Raw genomic sequence first — 23,556 nt, forward strand, 5'->3', positions numbered from 1 at the left:
GTTTCAGGTAATAAAGGAGAAACGCGCCAGGCTGAATAGGCTCGGCTGAACTTGGGGCTGGATTTGCGAGTGAGTGGGGTATGTCGTACGGCGGAGCATTTGAAGATTCACGGGTGAACTCCTTATTGCCAGCTCGGACAGGCGAACTTTTGGTTTGCTGTCGCACCTTACAAGAACGCGGATAGCGTTCGATGAATGCTCTTGGTGCGGGATGGGCACCGCCAGCGCTGATTGGCGAAGGTTGATTTCGCAAGTCGGCAGTGCATGGGAAAAACGTGCCAATCACGACACATTTGCAGAATTTTCTACGTCAGGCCAGCCAGCCATCTACCCTGTGCAAAGGCCTTATAGGGGGAACGGATATGTACCAGCTCTACGGGCACAAGAATTCCGGCGCGGCTGCCATCGAGGCGGCACTGGAGTTGTGCCAGATCGCCTATCGCTTCATTGATACCGAAGCCAGCGCCGAGGCCGACGAGGCGCTGGGCAAACTCAATCCGCTGAAACAGATACCGACCTTGCAACTGCCGGACGGCAGCGCCATGACTGAAAGCGCGGCGATCCTGATTCATCTGGGCCTGACGTTTCCCAAATCCGGCCTGCTGCCGAGCAAGGCTGCCGATCGTGATCAGGCGATTCGCGGTCTCGCCTACATCGTCAGCAATTGCTATGCGGCGGTCGGCATCATCGATTACCCCGAGCGCTGGCTGAGCACGCCCGACGAGAACGCACGGCAAAACCTGATCGCCGGCACGCGCCAGCGCCTGCATTTCAGTTGGGAAGTATTCGCCGATCAGTTTTCCGGAGAGCTGTACCTAGATGACGAAACGCCCGGCGCGCTGGATGTGCTGGCGGCCGTGGTGAGCCGCTGGGCCGGCAGCCGTGAACACCTGCGCCAGACCCGCCCGGGCTTTTATGCGTGGCTGCAAAGGATCGACCGACACCCGGTGCTGGCACCGGTGTTTGAGCGGCATTGGCCGGCCTGACAGGCGAGATCGTTCCCACGCTCTGCGTGGGAATGCCTCAACGGACGCTCCGCGTTCGGCTTTAGAGGGACGCGGAGCGTCCCGGGCTGCATTCCCACGCAGAGCGTGGGAACGATCATCTCTGACCTGGCGCATACGCGAGCAGGCTCGCTCCCACAAGGGGATCACGGCGGTGGGCTCAGTCGCCGCGAATGTACTGCTCCAGCTGTTTGATCAGCTCGGCCTGTTCGGCAATCGCTTCCTTCACCAGGTCGCCGATCGACAACAGGCCGATCAACTGGCCGTCCTCGACCACCGGCAAGTGGCGCAGGCGTTTGTCCGACATGATGCCCAGGCAGGTATCAACCTTTTGTTTGGTGTCCACGGTGATCACGTCCTTGACCATGATGTCGCGCACTGGCGTACCCACCGAAGAGCGCCCGTGCAGCACCAGTTTGCGTGCATAGTCACGCTCGCTGATGATGCCGACCACTTTGTCGTCTTCGACCACCAGCAAGGCGCCGACGTTTTTCTCGGCCATCTTCATCAGCGCTTCGAGCACCATGTGATCGGGTTTGATCTGGTGCACTTCCTGATTTTTCTGATCTTTGAGCTTGAGCAGTTGGGCGACGGTCTTCATGGCGGTTACTCAGGTGTTGTCGTTGTTCATCAAGCATCGTAGACGCAGCCGCGCAGAGCAAGGTGGCAAAGCGGCAGTTAGCGTGCAAAAAACGCCATTTGCCGGAAAAAACATCTTTGTATCGGTAAATGAAGCATCTGTGGCCAAGGGATTTATCTGTAACAAGGGGGGTTATCTGTGGCAGAGGATTTTCTGTGGCGATGGGATTTATCTGTGGTGATGGGATTTATCTGTAGTGATGGGATTTATCTGTGGCGAGGGGATTTATCCCCGCTGGCCTGCGCAGCAGGCCCTTTCATTAAAAGCGGGGCCGCTTCGCGGCCAGCGGGGATAAATCCCCTCGCCACAAATGCTGCGTAGAATGGCGCTCTGATTGAAACGTTGAGGTCGCAGTGGTGGATTTACAGCAGGGCTTCGTCCTGACCCGGCATTGGCGCGATACGCCGGCCGGCACCGAAGTCGAGTTCTGGCTGGCAACGGACGCCGGGCCGCGCCGCGTGCGTCTGGCGCATCAGCCATCGGTGGCGTTTATTCCCGCCGCCCAGCGGGAAGCGGCCGAACGGCTGTTGCACGATGAAAAGAATGTGGAGCTGCGACCGTTGGCGCTGCTGGATTTCCAGCATCGTCCGGTGCTCGGTCTGTATTGCCAGCAGCACGGCCAGTTGATGCGCCTCGAAACCGCGCTGAACCGCGCCGGCGTCGACGTCTTTGAAGCCGACGTGCGCCCGCCGGAACGCTATCTGATGGAGCGCTTCATCACCGCGCCGGTGCTGTTTGGCGGCACCCCGGATGCTGACGGCGTACTGATCAACGCCCAACTGAAACCCGACCCCGATTACCGGCCGAAACTGCGCTTGGTCTCACTCGACATCGAGACCACCGAAAACGGCGAGCTGTATTCCATCGCGCTGGAAGGCTGTGGCGAGCGCCAGGTGTACATGCTCGGCGCGCCGAATGGCGATGCCAGCATTGTCGATTTCGACCTCGAATACTGCGATTCGCGCACGCTCATTCTGAAGAAGCTCAACGACTGGTTCGCCCGCCACGACCCCGACGCGATCATTGGCTGGAACGTCGTGCAGTTCGATTTGCGCATCCTCCATGAACACGCACGGCGTCTTGGCGTACCGCTGAAGATCGGTCGTGGCGGCGAAGAAATGCAGTGGCGCGAGCACGGCAGCCGCAATCACTACTTCGCCTCGGCAGCGGGGCGGCTGATCATCGATGGCATCGAGTCGTTGCGTTCGGCGACCTGGAGTTTTCCCTCGTTCAGCCTGGAAAACGTCGCGCAGACGCTGCTCGGCGAAGGCAAGGCGATCAACAACCCGTACCAGCGCATGGACGAGATCAATCGCATGTTCGCCGAAGACAAACCGGCGCTGGCCAAATACAACCTCAAGGACTGCGAGCTGGTCACGCGGATCTTCGCCAAGACCGAACTGCTGACGTTTTTGCTTGAACGCGCCAGCGTCACCGGTTTGCCGGCCGACCGCAGCGGCGGTTCCGTCGCCGCGTTCACCCATTTGTACATGCCGTTGATGCACCGCCAGGGCTTCGTTGCACCCAATCTGGGCACCAATCCACCCCAGGCCAGCCCCGGCGGGTTTGTCATGGATTCACGCCCGGGGCTGTACGAGTCGGTGTTGGTCCTCGATTACAAAAGCCTTTACCCGTCGATTATCCGCACCTTTCTGATCGACCCGGTGGGGTTGATCGAGGGCCTGCAACACCCGGACGACGCTGACTCGGTAGCGGGTTTTCGTGGCGCACGCTTCTCGCGCACCCGTCATTGCCTGCCGTCCATCGTGGCGCGGGTGGCCGAAGGGCGCGAAACCGCCAAGCGCGAGCACAATGCGCCGCTGTCCCAGGCGTTAAAGATCATCATGAACGCCTTCTACGGCGTGCTCGGCTCCAGCGGTTGCCGTTTTTTCGATACCCGGCTGGCCTCGTCGATCACCTTGCGCGGCCACGAAATCATGTTGCGCACTCGCCAGTTGATCGAAGAACAGGGCCACGCCGTCATTTACGGCGACACCGATTCAACCTTCGTCTGGCTGCGCAGTCTGCACGGTCAGGAAGAAGCAGCGCAGATCGGCCACGCGCTGGTCAAACACGTCAACGATTGGTGGCGCACGCATGTGCGCGAAGAATACGGGCTGGAAAGCGCGCTGGAATTGCAGTTCGAGATTCACTACAAGCGCTTTCTGATGCCGACCATTCGCGGCGCCGAGGAGGGCAGCAAGAAGCGCTACGCCGGTCTGGTCACCCGCGCCGATGGCAGCGAGGAAATGGTCTACAAAGGCCTGGAAACCGTGCGCACCGACTGGTCGCTGCTGGCGCGGCAATTTCAGCAAGAGCTGTATGAGCGGATTTTTCAGCGCAAGCCGTATCAGGATTACGTGCGCGATTACGTGCGCAAGACCCTCGCCGGCGCGTTCGACGATCGGCTGATCTACCGCAAGCGTCTGCGCCGCACCCTCGACGACTACGAACGCAACGTACCGCCGCACGTCCGCGCGGCGCGGCTGGCCGATGACTACAACGCCGAGCAGGGGCGGCCCCGGCAGTATCAGAACGGCGGCTGGATCAGCTACGTCATCACCCTGGCCGGCCCGGAGCCGCTGGAGGTACGCCGCGCCGCCATCGACTACGACCACTACATCACTCGGCAGCTGCAACCGGTGGCGGATGCGATTCTGCCGTTTGTCGACGACGACTTCTCAACCCTGATCGGTGGGCAACTGGGCCTGTTTTGAATCGAGCAATTGCAGCGTCCATTCATCGAGAATGCCGTGGAAGTAACGCTCCAGCGCCTGGTTGAACAGACTGTCCTCGGCGCTGAACTGGGCGAACAGGGTCATCGAAGAATGAAATTTGAGGTCATCGGGATGGCCGAAAATTTCTGCAATCGAGCGCTGTGGCACATTCAGCACCAGTTGCGTGCAGGTGCGCAGCCGCGCCCCGAGCAGTTCATGGGCCAGATACGCCTGGGCTTCCTCAACTGAACCAATGGCAAAGCGCCGGGCCATCTCGCTGCCGCCCAACCCGGCGAACTGCGGGAAGACGAACCACATCCAGTGGCTGCGCTTGCGGCCCGTTTCGAGTTCACGCTGGACCCGTTCGAACACCGGGTCCTGAGCCTGGACAAAACGTTGCAGGTTGTACGGGTCTTGCAGATCTGTGCTTCTCATGGCGAAGCCCTCGCAGTCGGCAGCTCAGACCATGGCCAGTCGCTGCTTGCGTTGTGGCGCCGGAAACACCTTGTCCAGCGCCGCCAGATCCCCGGCGTCCAGTTGCAGCTGCGCCGCATCGGCATTGAGTTGCACATGCTCCGGGCGCACAGCCTTGGGAATCGCAATTACGCCGTCCTGACGCAGCAGCCACGCCAGCGAAATCTGCGCCGGGGTGGCGTTGTAACGACTGGCAATGTCTTGCAGAACCGGCTCGGCGAGCATCGCGCCGCCCTGGCCGATCGGACAGTACGCCATCAACGGCAGGCGCTGATGCTGGCACCACGGCAGCAGATCGAATTCGATGCCGCGCTCCTCGAGGTTGTACAACACCTGATTGGTGGCGCAGGCCGAGCTGGACAGTTCTTCGAGGTCGTCGACATCGAAATTCGACACGCCCCAACGGCCGATCTTGCCGTCCTCGCGCAGACGCTCGAAGGCTTCGACGGTTTCCTCTAGCGGATATTGGCCGCGCCAATGCAGCAGATACAGATCGATGTAGTCGGTACCGAGCCGACGCAAACTGCGCTCGCAGGCTTGCGGGATGCCCTCGCGGCTGGCGTTGTGCGGGTAGACCTTGCTGACCAGAAAGACTTGATCGCGCAGACCGGCGATGGCTTCGCCGACCACTGTTTCGGCACCGCCCTCGGCGTACATCTCAGCGGTATCGATCAGGCTCATGCCCAGCTCGATGCCGCTGCGCAGCGCCGCCACTTCACGGCTGTGCGCCGAACGATCCTCGCCCATGCGCCAGGTGCCCTGGCCAATCACGGGAACCTGCACGCCGGCCAACTCAAGGGTACGCATTCAAACCTCCTGCCTGAAAGAATGGGTGTCTTTAGTGGGCAGCAGGATAGAGCAAGGGTTCCCGTAAGGAAGGGGGAGTCAAGGATGAAACCGGATCAATTGTGGCGAGGGGAATGTGTGGTGAGGGGATTTGTGGCGAGGGGATTTATCCCCGCTGGGCTGCGAAGCAGCCCCAAAAACCTGCAATAGAACGCCTTCTGATACAACGCGTGTTGCAGGATCGGGGCTGCTTCGCATCCCAACGGGGATGAATCCCCTCGCCACAGGGGGGGCATGGCAGGTTACTTGGCGGAGAACTTGAGGATCACGCTGTGGGCATAGGTCTGCCCCGGATCAAGCCGCGTGCTCGGGAAGTCCGGCTGGTTCGGCGAATCCGGGTAGTGCTGGGTCTCGAGGGTGAACGCGCCCCAGTGTGGATAGACCTTGCCGCCCTTGCCCTTGACCGTGCCGTCGAGGAAGTTGCTGGTGTAGAACTGCACGCCCGGCTCGCTGGTGAACAGCTGCAGCACACGCCCGGATTGCGGGTCGCTGACTTCGGTGGCGAGCTTGCTGACATCGCCCTTGGTGTCCAGTGCCCAGTTGAAATCGAACCCGCCCTGTTTCGGCTCGGCGAATTTCAGCTGCGGATGATCAGCCTTGATGTGCGTGCCGATCGCCGTCGGTTTGCTGAAGTCCATCGGCGTGCCGGCGACAGGCGCCAGCTCCCCGGTCGGGATCAGTTTCGCGGTGACCGGCGTGTAACGGCTGGAGTTGATCATGGCGACTTGCTTGAGAATATCGCCATTGCCGGCGCCGGCCAGGTTGAAGTAACTGTGGTTGGTCAGGTTGAGCACGGTCGGTTTGTCGGTGCTGGCCTTGTAGTCGATGCGCAGTTCGTTGTTGTCGGTCAGGCGATAGGTGACTTCGGTGGTCAGATTGCCCGGGAAACCCATCTCGCCGTCGGCCGAGAGGTAGGTCAGGGTTACGCCAACCGAATCCTTGTCCTTGGTTTCCTTGGCCTTCCAGACTTTCTTGTCGAAACCTTCGGGGCCGCCGTGCAGGGCGTTGGATTTGTCGTTCTGCGGCACTTGATAGCGCTTGCCATCGAGTTCGAAAGCACCTTCGGCCAAACGGTTGCCGAAGCGGCCGATGGTCGCGCCGAAGTACGCGGTGCCTTTCTGATAGCCCTGCACATCGTCAAAACCCAAGACGACGTCGTCGAACTTGCCGTGTTTGTCGGCGACTTTCAGCGCTTGCAGGGTCGCGCCGTAGGTAATCACGGTGGCTTGCATGCCGTGGCTGTTGCGCAGGATGTACTGTTCGACAGGCGTGCCGTCATTGGTTTTGCCGAAAGCTTTGTGTTCAGCAGTCAGGCCCGCCGCGTTGGCGGAAAGGGTAGCGATCATCAGGGACAGTCCGAGGCCGGAGAGCAGGTGACGGGATTGAAGCATGGTTGACCTTCCTTTTTGTTGTTGTTTTGAGAAAACGCAATTAGTCAGGCTATTGAATATTTCGCAGAAGATTTATAGCGGATTTACCGTTCTTGGCAAATATAAAGTCCGACTAATTGATGGGTCGCCTATCGCCGAAGGTCGGCTAACCGCCCGGGCACTGCACTTTTTCGCAATCGGCGGCTCTATGCATGGCCAGGATGCGGTGACTCCCGCCGCACAGGAATGTGCCTGTCCGAGATTTCATGCCGAGTGTTTTTGCCCTGATCACCGTCGCTCACCGCCGCCCGTGTCTGCTGCTGGCCTGCCTGTTGTCGCTGTTGCTCAGCGGCTGCAGCCACCAGAACGGCAATGGATTTTTCAATCAGATACGAGAAGGGCAGCCGCAGGAATTTCTGCAGACCAGCGTCGACCGTATGGCCACCCTGGCGATGCGCGACAACCTCGACAGTCTCTATCGATTGATGGGCAAGCTTTACCTGCGCAACCCGGAAGAACTGCGCAAATCCGGTTTCCTCACCGTCAACGCCGCCGTGAAACAGGTGCGCCTCGCTGTCGAGCAACAGCAGCCGTTGCCCGTGCTGGGCGGGCGTAAGGACCTGGCGGCGCTGAGCTATGCGATGAGCCCGGAATTCCTCGGCGACCGCGTCGGCGCCTTCATCTATGCAATCGGCAGCATGCTGGTTACCGCCCACGGCAATCGCACCGAGTTCTACATGACCGACGCGATCAACCCGACGTTCGTGCACAACGCGGCGCGCAACATCGAAAAAGCCATGTGGATTTTGTCGCAACGGCAGAACAAGGAAGGCCAGCCGTTGCTGTTCTCCAACGAAATCTCGGAGGAGGGCAGCAATCTCAGCTTCGCCACCGAATTCAGCAAAATCGTCGCACGCCTGGATCTGCTCACGCAGATGCTCGATGAGCGCTACCGCAGGATCGGACTGAATTACGCGCAGAGTCTGCTTTTCTTGAATTTCCTGCCGGTGCAGTGAGCCCGGCAGGTTTTCTGTAGCGCAAGGGGCCACTGTGGGATCTGCGGTGAATTCGATATGGCATAACGATAGACCGCATCGATATATGTGGTTATAAGAAAAATCGCTATGCTGCGGGCCAGATTTTCCTGTCGTTTTCTGGACGTTTGAATGGAATTGGCAAATTTCGGCCTGGTGATTGCCGGGTTGGTGGTGGGGTTTATCGTAGGCATGACCGGTGTCGGCGGCGGTTCGTTGATGACGCCGATCCTGCTGTGGTTCGGCATCAACCCGGCGACGGCGGTGGGTACCGACCTGCTGTACGCCGCGATCACCAAATCCAGCGGCGTCCTCGTTCACAGGAAGAACCAGAACATCGACTGGGCGATCACCGGCTGGCTGACCCTTGGCAGTGTGCCGGCGGTGGCCATGACCCTGTGGTTCCTCAGCACCCTGCACACCGCGCCGGACGCGATGAACGCCATCATCAAACAGGCGCTCGGCTTCGTCCTCTTCGCCACCGCCCTGGCAATCTTCTTCAAGAAACGCTTGCTCGAATTCGCCCACAAACGCGCCGGCGGCAACTACAACCCGAGCGGTTCGCGTCTTAACTTGATGACGGTGATCACCGGTCTGATCCTCGGCACCATGGTCGCCCTGACCTCGATTGGCGCCGGCGCACTGGGCACCGTCGCCTTGTTTATCCTTTACCCACTGCTGCCAACCCGCCGCCTGGTCGGCACCGAAATCGCCCACGCCGTACCCCTGACCCTCGTCGCCGGCCTCGGCCACGCAAGCATGGGCAACATGGACTGGGGCGTGCTGGGCTTCCTGCTGATGGGCTCGCTGCCGGGCATCTGGCTCGGCAGCCACCTGACCGGACGCATCTCCGACGAAGTCCTGCGCCCGTGCCTGGCGACGATGCTGGTGTTGATTGGTTATAAGTTGGCGTTCTGAGTCAGCCTGGAGAAAACACTTCCAATGCAGCGGCCGTAGGGATGTGCCGATGATCGCTTGCGTCATGTTGCGCAAAGCGCTCCCTGACCTAAGCTTCTGACAGGGCAATGCCTTTTTGCCAGACACCGCCGGAACAATCGCCACGATGCGCAATCAGTAGTGCGTGGATATCAAAAGGAGATGCGCATGCTCATCAGGTCCCTGACCCTGACCCTCTTGCTGGCAATCGCCGGCCCCCTGTTCGCCGCCGACAGCGATTCACCCCTGGCCGGGGACGTGGGCCGCGCCCGCCCGCTGATCGTGATTGCGCAAAGCACCGTCGACCCGGTGTGGCTGAGCCTGAAGAAGTCGCTGGAAGACCCGGCCAACAAAAAGGGCGTCACCGACCGCAACATCAAGGTCTACACCATCCTCAGCATGTCCGGACAGCTCGACGGCAAGGACATGGGCCAGCAGGACACCATGGCCCTGCTGCGTTCGCTGAAGCTCGGTGCCGGCGCTTATCCAAAAGTGTTCCTGGTGGGCAAGGACGGCGAAACCAAGCTCTCCGCCTCGGGTGATGAAGCCAAGGCATTGAGCCTGGCGAAAATCTTCGAAACCATCGACGCCATGCCCATGGCCGAAAAAGAAGCCGCCGCTGCGGCCGCCGCCGCACAAACGCCTGCCGCCACCGAGCCGGAACCGGCCAAAGGCGCTAAGGGCAGCAAACCGGCGAAACCGAGCAAACCGCCGCAGATGCCGGATGATTGATTGCTCGTTGACTGAATGAAGCAAAATCCCTGTGGGGGCTGGCAAACCAGCTCCCACATTTTTTTGTGAAATGCACAGTTTAAATGTGGGAGCGAGCCTGCTCGCGAAAGCGGTTTTTCAGGCGCTGAAAGGTGGCTGATCGAGCGCATTCGCGAGCAGGCTCGCTCCCACAAGTCATCTTCTGATCGAAAGTTGTTGCAGCCTGCGACACCTCCAACGTTAACCGAGTGAAAACCCGATCCTGTAGAAGCTGCCGCAGGCTCGGGCCGCGATCGGACGATCTTTCACTACTAATCCGCCAACGCCGCGAAAACCGTATGCGCAATCTTCACCCGTTCGACGTTCGGGTAGTTCTTGTTGGCCAGAATCACGATGCCCATGTCCCGCGACGGCACGAACGCCACATACGCGCCAAAGCCCCGCGTAGATCCGCTTTTGTTGAACAGCACGTTGGCCGGTTCAGCTTGCGGTGGAGTCAGCCACTCGACTTTGTGCGGTTCCATGGCCATGGGGGTCGAGTTGCCGTTTTGCAATCTTTCCAGGCTGATCGGGTAGGTGTAGCGTTCCCAGCCCAGGCCCTGGGTCATGTCGCCGACGCGGTAATAACCGATGTGGGTGTTGGCGATGGCTTGGTGCAGATCAGGCGCAAGGCTGGCCGGTTTCAGCTGTGCCTGGACGTAACGCAGCAGGTCGGCGGCGCTGGTTTTGATGCCGTAGGCTTCGGCGTCGAGGGCGCCGGGGCTGACGCGTACCGGTTGGTCGGCGCTGTCGTAGCCTTGGGCATAAAGCTTCGACTGCGCTGACGGTACGCTGAGGAAGGTGTGCTGAAGGCCGAGTTTCGGCAGCAGGGTTTGCGTCATTGCCAAGTCGAACGGCTGGCCGAGGCTTTTCGCCGTCAGGTAGCCGAACAGGCCCAGGCTCGGGTTGGAATACAGGCGATGGCTGCCGGCGGGAAATTGCGGTTTCCACTGTTGGTAATAGCCGAGCATCTTGTCGGAAGAATCCGCCTCAGCGGGGAATTGCAACGGCAGTCCGCCTGCACTGTAGGTGCCCAGTTGCAGCACGCTGATGTTGTCGAAGGCGCTGCCCTTGAGCTCCGGCCAGAGTTGGCTGGCCTTGCTCGACAGGTCGAGTTTGCCTGTGGCCTGGGCGTAACCGGCGAGGGTGGCGGTGAAGGTTTTACTCACCGAGCCGACTTCGAAGAGGGTGTTTTCGCTGACCTTTTGCCCGGTGTCTTTAGCGGCAACCCCGTAGTTAAAGTAATGCGCCTGGCCATTCAGCGTGATCGCTACGGTCAGCCCCGGGATGTTGTTTTGCTGCATGACCGGGGTGACGGCTTGGCTGACCAGTGCCTGCAATTGCGCATCCGTCGGCGTTGCGGCATGACAGGCAACGCTGCCGACGAACAGTGCGAAAGCGCTGTAGGAAAAGACCTTGCTCGGTTTTAAGGAACACATGATTGAATCACTCTCCATGAGTGTCGATTGGTGTATCCCGCTACACTGCGGGTGATTTTTCATCGGACGGCCGATCAGCGCGGCCAATTTAGGCACTTCGCCGGCCATCGACAAACGATGAAAACTCGCATGAGCCATTAGAAAAATTTGGGGTAACGCATGATTCGACCGCAACTGCCGCTCAACGCTCTGCGCGCATTTGAAGCCTCGGCACGTCATTTGAGTTTTACCCGTGCTGCCGTCGAGTTGTGCGTGACACAAGCGGCGGTGAGCCATCAGGTCAAAAGCCTGGAAGCGCAACTCAACCTGACCCTGTTCAAACGCCTGCCCCGTGGGCTGATGCTGACCAGTGAAGGCGAAACCTTGCTGCCGGTACTCAGCACATCATTCGATCACATTGCGCAGATGCTCGAGCGTCTGGCCGGTGGGCAGTATCGCGACATGTTGACGGTCGGCGCAGTGGGCACGTTTGCCGTGGGCTGGCTGTTGCCGAGGCTGGCGGACTTTCGGGGGAAACATCCGCTTATAGATTTACGTCTGTCGACCAATAACAACCGGGTGGATGTGGCGGCGGAGGGACTGGATTACGCCATTCGTTTCGGTGCTGGCGCCTGGCATGGCATCGAGGCGACACGCTTGCTCGATGCGCCGTTGTCGGTATTGTGCGTGCCGGAGATTGCCCGGCAACTGCACACGCCGGCGGACCTGTTGCAGCAGACCTTGCTGCGTTCCTATCGCACCGATGAATGGCCGGAGTGGTTTCACGCAGCGGGCCTGGCGACGCAGGCCGCGCCACCGCAAAGCATCGTGTTCGATTCGTCGCTGGCAATGATGGAGGCCGCATTGCAGGGCGGCGGCGTGGCGTTGGCGCCGCCGCTGATGTTCGCCCGGCAGCTGGCGGCAGATGCGATTTGCCAGCCGTTTGCGATCGAGATCACCACCGGCAGTTACTGGCTGACGCGGTTGCAGTCGCGAGCGGAAACGGTGGCGATGAAAGCGTTCAAGGCGTGGTTGCTGCAAGTTTCTGCCTGATTCACCTCATTCCCTGTGGGAGCTGGCTTGCCAGCGATGGGGTCGCGATGGCCAACATTGGTGCTGGCTGACCCACCGCTATCGCTGGCAAGCCAGCTCCCACAGGTTTATCAGTTGAATTACAGGGCCGGTCTTTAATCCTCGATTTTTCTTACCGCACCAGACACGGCCGCTTGTTATCGAATTTCCACCCCGGAATCAGAAACTGCATCGCCACGCTGTCATCCCGCGCGCCGAGGCCCATGCCTTTGTAAAGTTCGTGGGCCTTGGCCACTTGATCCATGTCCAGCTCCACACCCAGTCCGGGTTTTTTCGGCACCTGCACGAGACCATCGACAATTTGCAGTGGTGCCTTGGTCAGACGCTGGCCGTCCTGCCAGATCCAGTGGGTGTCGATGGCGGTGATCTCGCCGGGTGCGGCGGCGGCGACGTGGGTGAACATGGCCAGGGAAATATCAAAGTGGTTGTTGGAATGCGAACCCCAGGTCAGGCCCCACTCGTGGCACATCTGCGCGACGCGTACCGAACCCTGCATGGTCCAGAAGTGCGGGTCGGCCAGCGGGATGTCCACTGACTGCAACTGAATCGCGTGGCCCATTTCGCGCCAGTCGGTGGCGATCATGTTGGTTGCGGTTTTCAGGCCGGTGGCGCGGCGGAATTCAGCCATGACTTCGCGCCCGGAATAACCGTTTTCCGCACCGCACGGGTCTTCGGCGTAGGCGAGTACGTGGTGCTGATCGCGGCACAGACGAATCGCCTCTTTCAGCGACCAGGCGCCGTTCGGGTCGAGGGTGATTCGCGCTTCAGGGAAGCGCTCGGCCAGTGCCGTGACCGCTTCGATTTCGGCATCGCCACTGAGCACGCCACCCTTGAGTTTGAAATCCTTGAAACCGTACTTGGCGTGCGCCGCCTCGGCCAGGCGCACGACTGCTTCGGCGGTCATGGCCTTCTCGTGGCGCACACGGAACCAGTCGTTGTCGGCGTCCGGTTCGCTGCGATAGGCCAGATCGGTTTCGTGTTGATCACCAACGTAAAACAGATAACCGAGCATCTTCACTTCGTCACGTTGCTGACCTTCACCGAGCAGCGCCGCCACCGGCACGTCGAGGTGCTGGCCGAGCAGGTCGAGGAGAGCGGCTTCCAGGCCGGTGACCGCGTGAATGGTGATGCGCAGGTCGAATGTTTGCAGGCCGCGGCCGCCGGCATCGCGGTCGGCGAAGGTCTGGCGCACCTGGTTGAGAATCTTCTGGTAGGTGCCGATGGGGCTGCCGACCACCAGATTGCGCGCGTCTTCCAAGGTCTGGCGAATACGCTCGCCACCGGGCACTTCGCCGACGCCGGTATGGCCGGCGTTGTCCTTGAGGATGACGATGTTGCGGGTGAAAAACGGCCCGTGGGCGCCGCTCAGGTTGAGCAGCATGCCGTCGTGACCGGCCACCGGAATGACCTGCATGTCGGTGATGATCGGAGCTTTGGCGGTGTCGTGAACAGTCATTATTGTTTTCCTTGTCGAGACGTAGTCAGGCGTGTTTCGGCGCGGCGTCGGCCACAGCCTTTTCAGCAGCGGGTTTGGGCGTGGTGCGCGCGGCGAAGACAATGATTGCGGCGATGATCGAGGTCGCGGCCAGACCATAGAGGCCGCCCTGAATCGAGCCGGTGTGTTGCTCCAGCAGGCCGAAGGTGGTCGGCGCGACGAAGCCGCCGAGGTTGCCCACCGAGTTGATCAGCGCGATTACTGCCGCCGCGATGCGTGCATCCAGATAAGCCTGAGGAATCGGCCAGAACAGCGACGAGGCGGATTTGAAACCCAGTGCCGCAAAGCAGATCGCGACGAAGGCGAAGATCGGCCCGCCAGTGGTGGACATGAACATCCCCGCTGCGGCGATCAACAGGGCAGTGGCGACCCAAGCTTGTTGATGTTTCCACTTCGCCGACAGCGAGGCGAAGGCGTACATGCCGACGATCGACAGCAACCATGGAATCGAGTTGAACAGGCCGACCTGCACGTCGCTGAGTTCGCCCATCTTCTTGATGATGCTCGGCAGCCAGAAAGTCGCCGCATAAATGGTCAACTGAATGAAGAAGTAGATCAGGCAGAACAGAATGATCTGTCGGTCCTTGAGCAGTTTGCCCAGCGAAGGCCGGATCGGCGTTGCGGCTTCACGGGCCTTTTGCTCGTCGTCGATGGCGCTGACCAGCGCATCCTGTTCGGCGCGGCTCAGCCATTTGGCGTCGTGGGGTTTGGCATCCAGCCAGAACCAGACAAACACGCACAGGCACACCGAGAACATCCCCTCGATGAAGTACATCCACTGCCAGCCGTGCATGCCCAGCCCATTGATCTGCAGGAGCAGGCCGGACAGCGGACCGGAGATCAGCGAGGCCACGGCCGAGCCGCTGAGGAAGATCGCGATCGCCTTGCCGCGCTCGACGCCGGGCAGCCAACGGGTGAAGTAATAAATCACCCCGGGAAAGAACCCGGCCTCGGCGACACCGAGCAGGAAACGCAGGATATAGAAGTGGGTTTCGTTCTGGATGAAGGCCATGCAGGCCGCGACTATGCCCCAGGTGAACATGATGCGGGTCAGCCAGATGCGTGCGCCGACTTTCTGCAAAAGCATGTTGGACGGCACTTCGAACAGCGCGTAACCGATAAAGAACAGCCCGGCGCCGAAGCCATAGGCGGCAGCACCGATGCCCAGATCGGTTTCCATGTGGGTGCGGACGAAGCCGATGTTCACCCGGTCAATGTAATTGACGATGAACATGATCACGAAGAGCGGCAGGACATGGCGTTTGACTTTGGAGATGGCAGAGGCGAGCGTCGGATCGACGCTGTCCTGCATCCCGGAGATGGAGGTTTTCACTGATGTTTCTCCCACTGATTATTTTTATGCGGGTAGGACTGGGTGCTGCGTTGTTGATAGACATCATACAACTGTGGTTTTTTGTCCTACAAGTGGGAAGCAGCGACTAAATTCTTCTGAATGCTCTCTTTCTTATGCGAAAAGTGGATTTTGTCCCGTTTCTATTGGCTTTAGCACCAATTGAGCAGGGCGTATCGTTGAATCGTGGCGACTGATGCGCGTTGGCAGGCTGCCAGGAAATACTGATTTATTGTGGTGTTGTCATACAAGTTGTTCCACCGCCAACTGCTAAAACCCATCTCGACCGTCATCGCGCAGTGCTACGATCGGCAAGCCCCGATCACCGGAACCGATCATGCAAGAAGACCTCGACGCGCCCGCGCGCAAACGCACGCACAATCTCGCTCATGACCTGGTGGAAAAGCTCACCCAGAGCATCCTGCTCGGACAACTGTCGCCCGGTGACAAACTGCCGTCGGAGAATTCCATCGTGCAGGAACACGGGGTCAGCCGCACGGTGGTGCGCGAGGCGATCTCCAAGTTGCAGGCCTCGGGGCTGGTGGAGACGCGCCATGGCATCGGCACTTTCGTCATCGAGCGTGCAGCGGAGCAGGGCCTGCGCCTGAACGTCGATACGGCGCTCGGCGTGCGCAGCATTCTCGAATTGCGCATGGGCCTGGAGACGCAAGCGGCGGCGCTGGCGGCGCAGCGGCGCAGTGAGCAGCAGGTGCAGCAGATGCGTCAGGCGCTGGATGACTATCAACGGCTGCTGGCGAACAACGATAGTTGCGTGGAAGCCGATCGGCGTTTTCATCTGCTGATCGCCGAGGCCACCGGCAACGCTTGTTTCAGCGAGATCATGCAGCACCTGGGCAGTGCGATGATCCCGCGCAATCGCCTGAATGCTGCCGAGCGCGGCGCGGCGGATCTGAGCAAGCTCGGGCACTTGGCCAATCTGGAACACGAGGCGATTCTGAATGCGATCAAGCGTCAGGACGCCGATGCCGCCCGTGCCGCGATGTGGCTGCACCTGACCAACAGTCGCGATCGCTTTACCGCCCAAGGCTGATGCCGCTGGTCTGATCTACCGCACGCCCTCAGCACCCGCGCTTCCAAGTAATACGCCCCGGATAATCCGGGCCAGTATTGTGAGGTGCAGCATGGCTGATGACTCGCTTGTTCCCGGTGGCATGGCGCCCACCGACCAGACCCGCCCCGTATCCGGCACCGACGAGCCGACCCTGAGCGATCACGATGCACCGCCGGGCATGGATCCGGGGCGCGATCCGCTGAGCGATGCCGACCGCCCGGATGACTGGAAGGATCCGCCGGATGACGAGGATGTACCCCCGGCGGATGAGCCGACACCGTTGTCGGATGATATGCGCTGAGGTCTGGATTATTCATTGAGTGGGCCGGCCTCTTCGCGAGCAGGCTCGCTCCCACAGGGAGTTTGTGTCATCCACTGTGGGAGCGAGCCTGCTTGCGAAGACGGCATCGGCTTCACAGCAGATTCAAGCCTTGCTCTCAGCTGCTCGAACGACGCCAACCCCACGCTCCAGATTCAATGCCAACACACTGATCAACACCACCATCGCCCCCATCAGTACCATCAACGTCGGCCGTTCACCCAGTCCCCAAGACGCAATTCCCATGGCCGTCGGCGGTATCAGATACAAGGTCATCGTCGCCCGACTCAAGTCCACATGCTTGAGCACGAAACCCCAGGCCAGATACGCCAGTGCGCTGGGAAACACCCCCAACATCAGCACCGCCCACTGCGCACGCGGCGGCGCCTGCATCACGGCGTCAGCCAGCCCCGGCAGATAAATCAGCAACAGCAACGTCCCCGACCACACCGCGTAGCAGCCCAGACTGAAACCGTCGTAGCGCCGCGCATGATGCTTTTGCAGGGCGAAATAGAGGCTCCAGGAAAGCGCCGCCAACAAGATCAACAAGCCATGGGCATTGATAGCGCCCATGCCCTTGTCGCCGCTGACTACGATCACCACGCCGACAAATCCAAGCAGCACACAGCTCCAACGCCAGGCGCTGACGCGTTCCTTGAACACAAAGCACGCCAGCAGCGTGCTGAATAACGGGCTCGATTGCGCCAGCACGCTGGAAGCCCCGGCACTGATGCCTTGCTGGCCGATGTTCAGGGCGACGTGATGCAGGCTGACGGCGAAGAAGCCCAAGGCAAACAGTAACGGCACATCGCGCCACTGCGGCAGGCGAATGCCTTTGAAAATTGCGATCAGCGCCATCAACAGCGACGCCAGCAGAAAACGCAGCAAGGCCAGATGTCCGGGCTCATACCCTTGCAAGCCGATGTGAATGCCGGTGGGCGAATAACCCCAGCAGCCGACGACAAACGCCATGGCCAGGATGATTTTGCAGGTAGAAGTGGAAGTCATGATCGAGGCACCAGGGCAGTGGATGCGCCGAGTATCCGGGCGCCCGATCATTCGCCACAACTGACTTATACTGCGCTGACTGTTCACTCAGAGTGATGATTATGGAGCTGGCGCAAATCCGCATGTTCAAGACTGTGGCCGAGGTCGGCAGCATTGCCCGGGCCGCCGAAAAGCTGTTCTGCGTGCCGTCGAACATCACTGCGCGGATCAAAGCGCTGGAGGCCGAGTTGGGCGTGGCGCTGTTCTTGCGCGAGGGGCGCGGACTGCGCATCAGCCCGGCGGGGCAGACCTTTCTGGTTTATGCGGAAAAGATTCTGGCGCTGACCGTCGAAGCCAAACGCGCGCTCGACCCTGCCGCCGAGCCGTCCGGACCGCTGCGCATCGGCGCCATCGAGTCTTCGGCGACCGGGCGCTTGCCGCGCCTGCTGGCGAAATTCCACAAGCGCTACCCGCAAGTGGCACTGGAACTTACCACCGGCACCTGGAGCCAGTTGCTCGACGACACCGTCAACCATCGCCTTGATGGCGCGATCGTGGCGGTAGATGTCGAACGTGCTCAGCTCAAACGCACGCCGATGTATCGAGAGGAATTGTTACTGATCGCCTCGACTTCAGTCGGCCCGGTGCGCGACATCGCGGATCTGCAAGACAAAACCCTGTTCATGTGGCCACCGGGTTGCCCATACCGCGCGGCACTTGAGCATTGGTTGCTGCGCCGAGGGCAGGCGCTGCCGATTGTCAGTCTGGCCAGTTACGGAGCGATTGTCGGCTGCGTCAGCGCCGGTGCCGGGGTGGCGCTGGTGCCCAGGGGCGTGTTCGAGCAGTACGCCAAAGGCGCGGGCTGCGAGGGTCATGAATTTGCCGAACTGACGGCGATCGAGAATTTGTTTTACTGGCATGAGAATGCCGGTGTGCACCCGGCGCGGGAGGCGTTTGTGGCGATGTTACGGGAAGAGTTTGCCCAATAGACAAGCGGCCCTCACCCCAGCCCTCTCCCGGAGGGAGAGGGGGTCGACCGAGGTGTCTTGCGTCAGACATCGACCTGAAAGTCCGAGCCGATCATGCATTCACGAGCACAACCAGCGCTGCGTAGTTTGCGGATTCAGCGGTCCCGGTTCAGGTCAGCGTACCTCTGAAATATCCCCCGATCAGTCCCCTCTCCCTCTGGGAGAGGGCTAGGGTGAGGGGCTTTTCAGGTCCGCGGCAAATCCCGCATCAACAACCCAAAGCGCAAATCCACCGCATCCGGTATCGGCACGTACACCGTATGCCCGTCCCCCGGCGCCACTTCGATCGCTTGGCCGCTGACACTCTGCAATTCATGCAGATCAAAATGGAAATTGCCCTTGGGCGTCATCAGTTCCAGATGATCGCCCACGGCAAAACGATTCTTCACTTTCACTTCGGCCAGGCGATCCCGGCGCTCGCCGGTCAGCTCGCCAACGAACTGCTGACGCTCCGACACCGAACTGCCGTGCTGATAATTCTGATATTCGTCGTGCACATGCCGGCGCAGAAAACCTTCGGTGTAGCCGCGCTGGGCCAGCGATTCCAGATCCAGCATCAGGCTGCGATCGAACGCGCGCCCGGCCACGGCATCATCGATCGCCCGGCGATATACCTGGGTGGTGCGTGCGCAGTAGAAATGCGATTTGGTCCGGCCTTCGATCTTCAATGAATGCACACCCATGCGCGTCAGCCGTTCGACATGCTGCACCGCGCGCAGGTCCTTGGCGTTCATGATGTAGGTGCCGTGTTCGTCTTCGAAAGCCGGCATCAATTCGTCGGGGCGGTTGGCTTCCTGCAACAGGAAGACCTGATCGGTCGGTGCGCCGAGGCCCAGCGTCGGCTCGGGCTGAAAGGTCTGGACGATCTCGCCGAGCTGGTTTTCCGTGGCTTCCTGCGCAGTGTACTTCCAGCGGCAGGCGTTGGTGCAGGTGCCCTGATTGGCATCGCGTTTGTTCATGTAACCGGAAAGCAGGCAGCGCCCGGAATAGGCCATGCATAGCGCGCCGTGCACGAACACTTCCAGCTCCATGCCCGGCACCTGCTCGCGGATTTCGCCGATCTCTTCCAGCGACAATTCGCGCGACAGAATGATCCGGCTCAATCCCTGTTGCTGCCAGAACTCGACGCTCGCCCAATTCACCGTGTTGGCCTGCACCGAAAGATGAATCGGCATCTGCGCAAAATGCCGGCGCACCAGCATGATCAGGCCCGGGTCGGACATGATCAGCGCATCCGGGGCCATCTCGATCACCGGCGCCAGATCCTTGAGAAACGTCTTCAGCTTGGCGTTGTGCGGGGCGATGTTGACCACCACGTAGAAGCGCTTGCCCTGCGCCTGCGCCTCACGGATGCCCAGCGCCAGGTTGGCGTGGTCGAATTCGTTGTTGCGCACCCGCAGGCTGTAGCGCGGCTGGCCGGCGTAGACCGCATCGGCGCCATAAGCGAAGGCGTAACGCATGTTTTTCAGGGTGCCGGCGGGGGCGAGAAGCTCGGGGGCGATGAGAGTCTGCATTTGGGTGTCGGTCGCAAAAGCCGCGCAGGGTAGGGCAGCTGTTGCGAGGGTTTATTGATCTGGATCTATGCTCCATGAATAAACATGGCACTCGCGCGCTCGGCGGCTGACTAAGTGGGGCGGGCGTGCGTGACGCCTGACTGACATGGACCGGATATGAACGAAAAGAGTCTGCAATTCAAATCCCTGACAGTGCTGCTGGTGCTGGTCACGGTGGCCTTTATCTGGATTCTGCTGCCGTTCTACGGCGCGGTGTTCTGGGCTGTCATCCTCGGCATTCTGTTTGCGCCGGTACAGCGCAGGTTGCAGCAGAAGTTCGGTTTGCAACGCAACGTGACGTCGCTGTGCACCTTGAGCCTGTGCCTGGTGATCGCGATTCTGCCGGTGATCATCGTCAGCATCCTGCTGGTCCAGGAAGGCGCGACGGTCTACAAGAACATTGAAAGCGGCGAGCTGGACATCGCTGCGTATCTGGCGCAGTTCAAGCACAGCCTGCCGCCGTACTTTCAGCACTTGCTCGACCGCTTCGGCATGGGCGAACTCGACAGCTTGCGCGAGAAGATCGTCAAAGCGGCGATGCAGGGCAGCCAGGCGCTGGCGACTCAGGCGTTCAGTTTCGGCCAGGGCACGTTCGAATTCGTGGTGAGCTTTTTCATCATGCTGTATCTGCTGTTTTTCTTTCTGCGCGACGGCGCCGAGCTGGCGCGCAAGATGCGCACTGCCGTGCCGCTGGAAGAAAACCACAAGCGCCGCCTGCAACTGAAGTTCAACCGCGTGGTGCGCGCCACGGTCAAGGGCAACGTGGTGGTGGCCGTGACCCAAGGTGCGCTGGGTGGGCTGATTTTCTGGTTTCTCGACATTCCCAGCGCATTGCTCTGGGCGGTACTGATGGCGTTTCTGTCGCTGTTGCCAGCGGTGGGCGCGGGGATTGTCTGGGCGCCGGTGGCGGTGTACTTCCTGCTCAGCGGCATGATCTGGCAGGGTGTGGTGCTGGGCTTGTTCGGCGTATTCGTGATCGGCCTGGTCGATAACGTGCTGCGCCCGATTCTGGTGGGCAAGGATACGAAAATGCCCGATTACCTGATTCTGGTTTCCACCCTCGGCGGCCTCGCGGTCTTCGGCCTCAACGGCTTTGTGATCGGGCCGCTGATTGCCGCATTGTTCCTGTCGAGCTGGGCGCTGTTCGTCGAGACCAAGCCCAAGGTGCAGCTGCCTTAGGCATGAAACGTGTTGCTGGCGACCTGTTGCGACAAGGCCTGCGCTGCTGGCAACGAGGTGAGCGGGCCGCTGATCGGCTCGCCATCGCGCACCAGATACCAGCAAGCGAGCAAACCGGATGCACGCAGCGAAGCGGGAACTGCGCTGCCGATCACCGACATGATTTGAACCTGTGCCATGGGAAAACCTCCATCAAGCTGATGGGGCTACCTTAGGGATTTGCCGGCACGACGGACAATCAACGCTTTCGATAGTGGTCATTGATGCCAGTGAGGTCTGGCGTCATTCGACCACTTGATCGAGCATGTGCATGACTTCGCGCTCATTGAGCAGGCCCTTGTGCACGAGGTTTTCGGCGAGCAGGGACAGCAGCTTGGCGCAGCGATGGCCTTCCAGATGCTTGAGCTCGGTAAGTGCGCTGTACACCTTGCTCGAGGTGCACAGACCGACTATGCGGTGCGGGTTTTGTGTGGGCATACAGTCGTCCTTGTTGTTATCGATCTGTTGTTTACGGACGGATTCAGATTGCGGTTCCGTCATGACAAAGCGGTGACCGTTTGATGAAAAAAAGCACGACGGTCGATTCCATCATGCCGACTTTAGCTGCTCGCACTGTCCTCACAGCGACCTTGACGCGATTTTTTCAGACCTTCGCCGACCAGCGGTCATAAAAAAGCCCCGCTCGAAAGCAGGGCTCTGTGTTGCGCTTACCAGCGTGGACCGCCGTAGTAGCCATGCGGGCCGCCGTAATAGCCGTGGGGCCGACCGTAATAACCACGAGGCGGGCCGTAATAGACGGGGGCTGGCTGCACGTAGACCGGTTGTTGTACATACACCGGCGCCGGCTGGTAATAGACCGGTGGCGGCGGTTGCTGCACGTAGACCGGTTGCGGCTGCACATAAACCGGTTGTTGCTGCACATACACCGGCCGATCCTGGTTGATCAGTGCCGAGCCGATGATGGCCGAGCCGACGATCGCGCCAAACACTGCAGGGCCCTGCCAGCCATGGCCACCACCCGCTTCAGCCTGGCCGGTGACGGCAAGTGCGCCAATCAACAAAGCCATGATGGGAAGTTTACGAATCATGATAAGTCCTCGGTTCTTCGACCCGGCGCCGCGGCCTGAATCAGGCCCACAGTTGTCGCGGGGATACAGCTAAGACAGCAAAAATGCGAAATTCAGCACAGCCGCTGGGTAAATTTTGTGTAAGGTCTGTAGCGGCTTCTTTACCCGGCTGCGCGGCGCCACAAACAAGCCTCAATGATGATTCAGAACCCGGTGGGCTGGCCAATCCCGTCCATCCGAAAGTGCGTTTGAAGGAGAAGTTTCATGCAGATGAACCCGAACAAAGACACCCAATTGTGCATGTCCCTGTCCGGGCGCCCGGGGAATTTCGGTCTGCGTTTTCACAACCATTTGTATGAACAGCTGGGCCTGAATTTCTACTACAAGGCGTTCAGCAGCCAGGACCTGACCGGCGCGGTCGGTGGCATCCGAGCGCTGGGCATTCGCGGCTGCGGCGTGTCGATGCCGTTCAAGGAAGCCTGCATTGCGCTGGTCGATGAGCTGGATGCGTCGGCGGCGGCGATCCAGTCGATCAACACCATCGTCAACACTGGCGGCCACCTCAAGGCCTACAACACCGATTACATCGCCGTCGCGCAATTGCTGGAAAGCCACGCGGTGCCGAAAGATTCGACCTTCGCCCTGCGTGGCAGCGGCGGCATGGCCAAAGCGGTGGCCAGCGCCCTGCGCGATGGTGGCTACAAGAACGGTTTGATTGTCGCCCGTAACGAGCGCGCCGGCCGCGCCCTGGCGGATTCGCTGGTTTATCGCTGGCAGGCCGAGCTGGGTGACGAGCGCCCGCAGATGCTGATCAATGTCACCCCGGTAGGCATGGACGGCGGGCCGGAGGCGGGGCAACTGGCGTTCGAGCCTGAAGTAATCAAAGCGGCTGAGACTGTATTCGACGTGGTGGCGATCCCTTCGGAAACGCCGCTGATCGTGCGGGCGCGGGCCGAGGGCAAGCGAGTGATCACCGGGCTTGAGGTGATTGCGATTCAGGCGCTGGAGCAGTTCGTGCTGTACACCGGAGTGCGGCCGAATGAGGCGCAATTTGCGGCGGCGGTGGATTTTGCGCGCAGCTGATTGATCTTTTAGTGGCTGGGCTGGCCTCTTCGCGAGCAGGCTCGCTCCCACAGGTTGAGCTGGAATGCGATTGAATGTGGGAGCGAGCCTGCTCGCGAAGGCGGCGCTGCGGTTCTGGATCACTATCTATAATCCTCGCCA

24 protein-coding genes are annotated in these 23,556 nt (G+C 60.3%); 12 read left to right on the forward strand and 12 right to left on the reverse strand.

The window, feature by feature from the left end; all coding sequences use genetic code 11:
• Positions 1-362: 362 nt before the first annotated feature.
• Positions 363-986 (forward strand): glutathione S-transferase N-terminal domain-containing protein, encoded by a 624-nt coding sequence (locus AAEZ10_RS25065; protein ID WP_122703677.1) that lies wholly within the window; start codon positions 363-365, stop codon positions 984-986.
• A 178-nt stretch (positions 987-1,164) separates the two neighbouring features.
• Here AAEZ10_RS25065 and AAEZ10_RS25070 read toward each other — a convergent pair whose 3' ends face one another.
• Positions 1,165-1,605 carry a CBS domain-containing protein gene (locus AAEZ10_RS25070; RefSeq protein ID WP_071172968.1) on the reverse strand — a complete coding sequence of 147 codons (441 nt, stop codon included), beginning with the start codon at positions 1,603-1,605 and terminating at the stop codon, positions 1,165-1,167.
• Between AAEZ10_RS25070 and AAEZ10_RS25075 the strand changes: the two genes are divergently transcribed.
• Both AAEZ10_RS25075 and AAEZ10_RS25080 read left to right on the forward strand, forming a co-directional pair.
• Positions 1,604-1,825 carry a hypothetical protein gene (locus AAEZ10_RS25075; RefSeq protein ID WP_143170064.1) on the forward strand — a complete coding sequence of 74 codons (222 nt, stop codon included), beginning with the start codon at positions 1,604-1,606 and terminating at the stop codon, positions 1,823-1,825. The two genes, AAEZ10_RS25070 and AAEZ10_RS25075, sit on opposite strands and share 2 nt — an antisense overlap.
• Positions 1,826-2,000: 175 nt before the next feature.
• Positions 2,001-4,361 carry a DNA polymerase II gene (locus AAEZ10_RS25080; RefSeq protein WP_350571442.1) on the forward strand — a complete coding sequence of 787 codons (2,361 nt, stop codon included), beginning with the start codon at positions 2,001-2,003 and terminating at the stop codon, positions 4,359-4,361.
• On the opposite strand, the gene AAEZ10_RS25085 is transcribed toward AAEZ10_RS25080, so the two are convergent.
• From AAEZ10_RS25085 to AAEZ10_RS25095, 3 genes are all read right to left on the reverse strand, one after another.
• Positions 4,326-4,796, reverse strand: coding sequence for a DUF1810 domain-containing protein (locus tag AAEZ10_RS25085; protein ID WP_350571444.1), 471 nt, complete (start codon positions 4,794-4,796; stop codon positions 4,326-4,328). The genes AAEZ10_RS25080 and AAEZ10_RS25085 overlap by 36 nt on opposite strands.
• Before the next feature lie 24 nt (positions 4,797-4,820).
• Entirely contained in the window at positions 4,821-5,642 is an 822-nt protein-coding gene (locus tag AAEZ10_RS25090; RefSeq protein ID WP_350571446.1) for an aldo/keto reductase, read from the reverse strand.
• A 281-nt stretch (positions 5,643-5,923) separates the two neighbouring features.
• Positions 5,924-7,072, reverse strand: coding sequence for an aldose epimerase family protein (locus tag AAEZ10_RS25095; RefSeq protein ID WP_073471356.1), 1,149 nt, complete (start codon positions 7,070-7,072; stop codon positions 5,924-5,926).
• Between the two features lie 245 nt (positions 7,073-7,317).
• Here AAEZ10_RS25095 and AAEZ10_RS25100 point away from each other — a divergent pair, with 245 nt between their 5' ends.
• The 3 genes from AAEZ10_RS25100 to AAEZ10_RS25110 all read left to right on the forward strand — a co-directional run bounded on the left by AAEZ10_RS25100 (position 7,318) and on the right by AAEZ10_RS25110 (position 9,753).
• Complete coding sequence (locus AAEZ10_RS25100; RefSeq protein ID WP_056788708.1) at positions 7,318-8,067, forward strand: hypothetical protein; 750 nt, start codon at positions 7,318-7,320, stop codon at positions 8,065-8,067.
• A 150-nt stretch (positions 8,068-8,217) separates the two neighbouring features.
• Positions 8,218-9,003 carry a sulfite exporter TauE/SafE family protein gene (locus AAEZ10_RS25105; protein ID WP_350571449.1) on the forward strand — a complete coding sequence of 262 codons (786 nt, stop codon included), beginning with the start codon at positions 8,218-8,220 and terminating at the stop codon, positions 9,001-9,003.
• Positions 9,004-9,189: 186 nt separating this feature from the next.
• Positions 9,190-9,753: a DUF4174 domain-containing protein gene (locus AAEZ10_RS25110; RefSeq protein WP_016775365.1), complete on the forward strand. Its 564-nt coding sequence runs from the start codon at positions 9,190-9,192 to the stop codon at positions 9,751-9,753.
• 290 nt (positions 9,754-10,043) lie between these two features.
• Here the strand turns inward: AAEZ10_RS25110 and ampC are convergent, their stop codons facing one another.
• Complete coding sequence (gene ampC / locus AAEZ10_RS25115; protein ID WP_350571451.1) at positions 10,044-11,210, reverse strand: class C beta-lactamase; 1,167 nt, start codon at positions 11,208-11,210, stop codon at positions 10,044-10,046.
• Between the two features lie 159 nt (positions 11,211-11,369).
• Here ampC and AAEZ10_RS25120 point away from each other — a divergent pair, with 159 nt between their 5' ends.
• Complete coding sequence (locus AAEZ10_RS25120) at positions 11,370-12,242, forward strand: LysR family transcriptional regulator (RefSeq protein WP_071172962.1); 873 nt, start codon at positions 11,370-11,372, stop codon at positions 12,240-12,242.
• 151 nt (positions 12,243-12,393) lie between these two features.
• Here the strand turns inward: AAEZ10_RS25120 and gudD are convergent, their stop codons facing one another.
• Positions 12,394-13,737, reverse strand: a complete 1,344-nt coding sequence (gudD, locus tag AAEZ10_RS25125) for a glucarate dehydratase (RefSeq protein ID WP_024013479.1) — start codon at positions 13,735-13,737, stop codon at positions 12,394-12,396.
• Between the two features lie 25 nt (positions 13,738-13,762).
• Entirely contained in the window at positions 13,763-15,109 is a 1,347-nt protein-coding gene (locus tag AAEZ10_RS25130; RefSeq protein ID WP_024013478.1) for an MFS transporter, read from the reverse strand.
• A 355-nt stretch (positions 15,110-15,464) separates the two neighbouring features.
• On the opposite strand from AAEZ10_RS25130, the gene AAEZ10_RS25135 reads away from it, so the two are divergent.
• Positions 15,465-16,178, forward strand: a complete 714-nt coding sequence (locus AAEZ10_RS25135; RefSeq protein WP_056788733.1) for a FadR/GntR family transcriptional regulator — start codon at positions 15,465-15,467, stop codon at positions 16,176-16,178.
• 91 nt (positions 16,179-16,269) lie between these two features.
• Entirely contained in the window at positions 16,270-16,500 is a 231-nt protein-coding gene (locus tag AAEZ10_RS25140; RefSeq protein WP_071172961.1) for a hypothetical protein, read from the forward strand.
• Positions 16,501-16,623: 123 nt separating this feature from the next.
• Here AAEZ10_RS25140 and AAEZ10_RS25145 read toward each other — a convergent pair whose 3' ends face one another.
• Positions 16,624-17,526, reverse strand: coding sequence for a DMT family transporter (locus tag AAEZ10_RS25145; RefSeq protein WP_350571455.1), 903 nt, complete (start codon positions 17,524-17,526; stop codon positions 16,624-16,626).
• A gap of 101 nt (positions 17,527-17,627) precedes the next feature.
• Here AAEZ10_RS25145 and AAEZ10_RS25150 point away from each other — a divergent pair, with 101 nt between their 5' ends.
• Complete coding sequence (locus tag AAEZ10_RS25150; RefSeq protein ID WP_350571457.1) at positions 17,628-18,494, forward strand: LysR family transcriptional regulator; 867 nt, start codon at positions 17,628-17,630, stop codon at positions 18,492-18,494.
• Positions 18,495-18,718: 224 nt separating this feature from the next.
• Here the strand turns inward: AAEZ10_RS25150 and trhP are convergent, their stop codons facing one another.
• The gene (trhP, locus tag AAEZ10_RS25155; protein WP_350571459.1) at positions 18,719-20,047 is read right to left on the reverse strand and encodes a prephenate-dependent tRNA uridine(34) hydroxylase TrhP; all 1,329 of its coding nucleotides are present in this window, start codon (positions 20,045-20,047) and stop codon (positions 18,719-18,721) included.
• A 156-nt stretch (positions 20,048-20,203) separates the two neighbouring features.
• Here trhP and AAEZ10_RS25160 point away from each other — a divergent pair, with 156 nt between their 5' ends.
• Positions 20,204-21,265 carry an AI-2E family transporter gene (locus AAEZ10_RS25160; RefSeq protein ID WP_350571461.1) on the forward strand — a complete coding sequence of 354 codons (1,062 nt, stop codon included), beginning with the start codon at positions 20,204-20,206 and terminating at the stop codon, positions 21,263-21,265.
• Here AAEZ10_RS25160 and AAEZ10_RS25165 read toward each other — a convergent pair.
• The 3 genes from AAEZ10_RS25165 to AAEZ10_RS25175 all read right to left on the reverse strand — a co-directional run bounded on the left by AAEZ10_RS25165 (position 21,262) and on the right by AAEZ10_RS25175 (position 22,353).
• Entirely contained in the window at positions 21,262-21,444 is a 183-nt protein-coding gene (locus tag AAEZ10_RS25165; protein WP_016770690.1) for a hypothetical protein, read from the reverse strand. The two genes, AAEZ10_RS25160 and AAEZ10_RS25165, sit on opposite strands and share 4 nt — an antisense overlap.
• Positions 21,445-21,547: 103 nt before the next feature.
• Positions 21,548-21,742, reverse strand: a complete 195-nt coding sequence (locus AAEZ10_RS25170; RefSeq protein WP_016770691.1) for a hypothetical protein — start codon at positions 21,740-21,742, stop codon at positions 21,548-21,550.
• 230 nt (positions 21,743-21,972) lie between these two features.
• Complete coding sequence (locus AAEZ10_RS25175; protein ID WP_024013471.1) at positions 21,973-22,353, reverse strand: hypothetical protein; 381 nt, start codon at positions 22,351-22,353, stop codon at positions 21,973-21,975.
• Between the two features lie 243 nt (positions 22,354-22,596).
• On the opposite strand from AAEZ10_RS25175, the gene AAEZ10_RS25180 reads away from it, so the two are divergent.
• A complete protein-coding gene (locus AAEZ10_RS25180; protein WP_252886455.1) occupies positions 22,597-23,415 on the forward strand; it encodes a shikimate 5-dehydrogenase in 819 nt (272 codons plus the stop codon).
• Positions 23,416-23,556 lie beyond the last annotated feature (141 nt).

Origin of the sequence: Pseudomonas sp. H26/SER47-MNA-CIBAN-0231, assembly GCF_040310465.1 — a bacterium.
Taxonomy (GTDB): Bacteria; Pseudomonadota; Gammaproteobacteria; order Pseudomonadales; family Pseudomonadaceae; genus Aquipseudomonas; species Aquipseudomonas atacamensis.

Coding starts and splice junctions, on each gene's coding strand:
- AAEZ10_RS25085 (WP_350571444.1), bottom strand. CDS start 4,796: ATGAGAAGCACAGATCTGCAAGACCCGTACAACCTGCAACGTTTTGTC.
- gudD (WP_024013479.1), bottom strand. CDS start 13,737: ATGACTGTTCACGACACCGCCAAAGCTCCGATCATCACCGACATGCAG.
- AAEZ10_RS25090 (WP_350571446.1), bottom strand. CDS start 5,642: ATGCGTACCCTTGAGTTGGCCGGCGTGCAGGTTCCCGTGATTGGCCAG.
- AAEZ10_RS25165 (WP_016770690.1), bottom strand. CDS start 21,444: ATGGCACAGGTTCAAATCATGTCGGTGATCGGCAGCGCAGTTCCCGCT.
- AAEZ10_RS25075 (WP_143170064.1), top strand. CDS start 1,604: ATGGCGGTTACTCAGGTGTTGTCGTTGTTCATCAAGCATCGTAGACGC.
- trhP (WP_350571459.1), bottom strand. CDS start 20,047: ATGCAGACTCTCATCGCCCCCGAGCTTCTCGCCCCCGCCGGCACCCTG.
- ampC (WP_350571451.1), bottom strand. CDS start 11,210: ATGTGTTCCTTAAAACCGAGCAAGGTCTTTTCCTACAGCGCTTTCGCA.
- AAEZ10_RS25065 (WP_122703677.1), top strand. CDS start 363: ATGTACCAGCTCTACGGGCACAAGAATTCCGGCGCGGCTGCCATCGAG.
- AAEZ10_RS25110 (WP_016775365.1), top strand. CDS start 9,190: ATGCTCATCAGGTCCCTGACCCTGACCCTCTTGCTGGCAATCGCCGGC.
- AAEZ10_RS25135 (WP_056788733.1), top strand. CDS start 15,465: ATGCAAGAAGACCTCGACGCGCCCGCGCGCAAACGCACGCACAATCTC.
- AAEZ10_RS25150 (WP_350571457.1), top strand. CDS start 17,628: ATGGAGCTGGCGCAAATCCGCATGTTCAAGACTGTGGCCGAGGTCGGC.
- AAEZ10_RS25180 (WP_252886455.1), top strand. CDS start 22,597: ATGCAGATGAACCCGAACAAAGACACCCAATTGTGCATGTCCCTGTCC.
- AAEZ10_RS25160 (WP_350571461.1), top strand. CDS start 20,204: ATGAACGAAAAGAGTCTGCAATTCAAATCCCTGACAGTGCTGCTGGTG.
- AAEZ10_RS25120 (WP_071172962.1), top strand. CDS start 11,370: ATGATTCGACCGCAACTGCCGCTCAACGCTCTGCGCGCATTTGAAGCC.
- AAEZ10_RS25070 (WP_071172968.1), bottom strand. CDS start 1,605: ATGAAGACCGTCGCCCAACTGCTCAAGCTCAAAGATCAGAAAAATCAG.
- AAEZ10_RS25095 (WP_073471356.1), bottom strand. CDS start 7,072: ATGCTTCAATCCCGTCACCTGCTCTCCGGCCTCGGACTGTCCCTGATG.
- AAEZ10_RS25145 (WP_350571455.1), bottom strand. CDS start 17,526: ATGACTTCCACTTCTACCTGCAAAATCATCCTGGCCATGGCGTTTGTC.
- AAEZ10_RS25170 (WP_016770691.1), bottom strand. CDS start 21,742: ATGCCCACACAAAACCCGCACCGCATAGTCGGTCTGTGCACCTCGAGC.
- AAEZ10_RS25100 (WP_056788708.1), top strand. CDS start 7,318: ATGCCGAGTGTTTTTGCCCTGATCACCGTCGCTCACCGCCGCCCGTGT.
- AAEZ10_RS25175 (WP_024013471.1), bottom strand. CDS start 22,353: ATGATTCGTAAACTTCCCATCATGGCTTTGTTGATTGGCGCACTTGCC.
- AAEZ10_RS25140 (WP_071172961.1), top strand. CDS start 16,270: ATGGCTGATGACTCGCTTGTTCCCGGTGGCATGGCGCCCACCGACCAG.
- AAEZ10_RS25105 (WP_350571449.1), top strand. CDS start 8,218: ATGGAATTGGCAAATTTCGGCCTGGTGATTGCCGGGTTGGTGGTGGGG.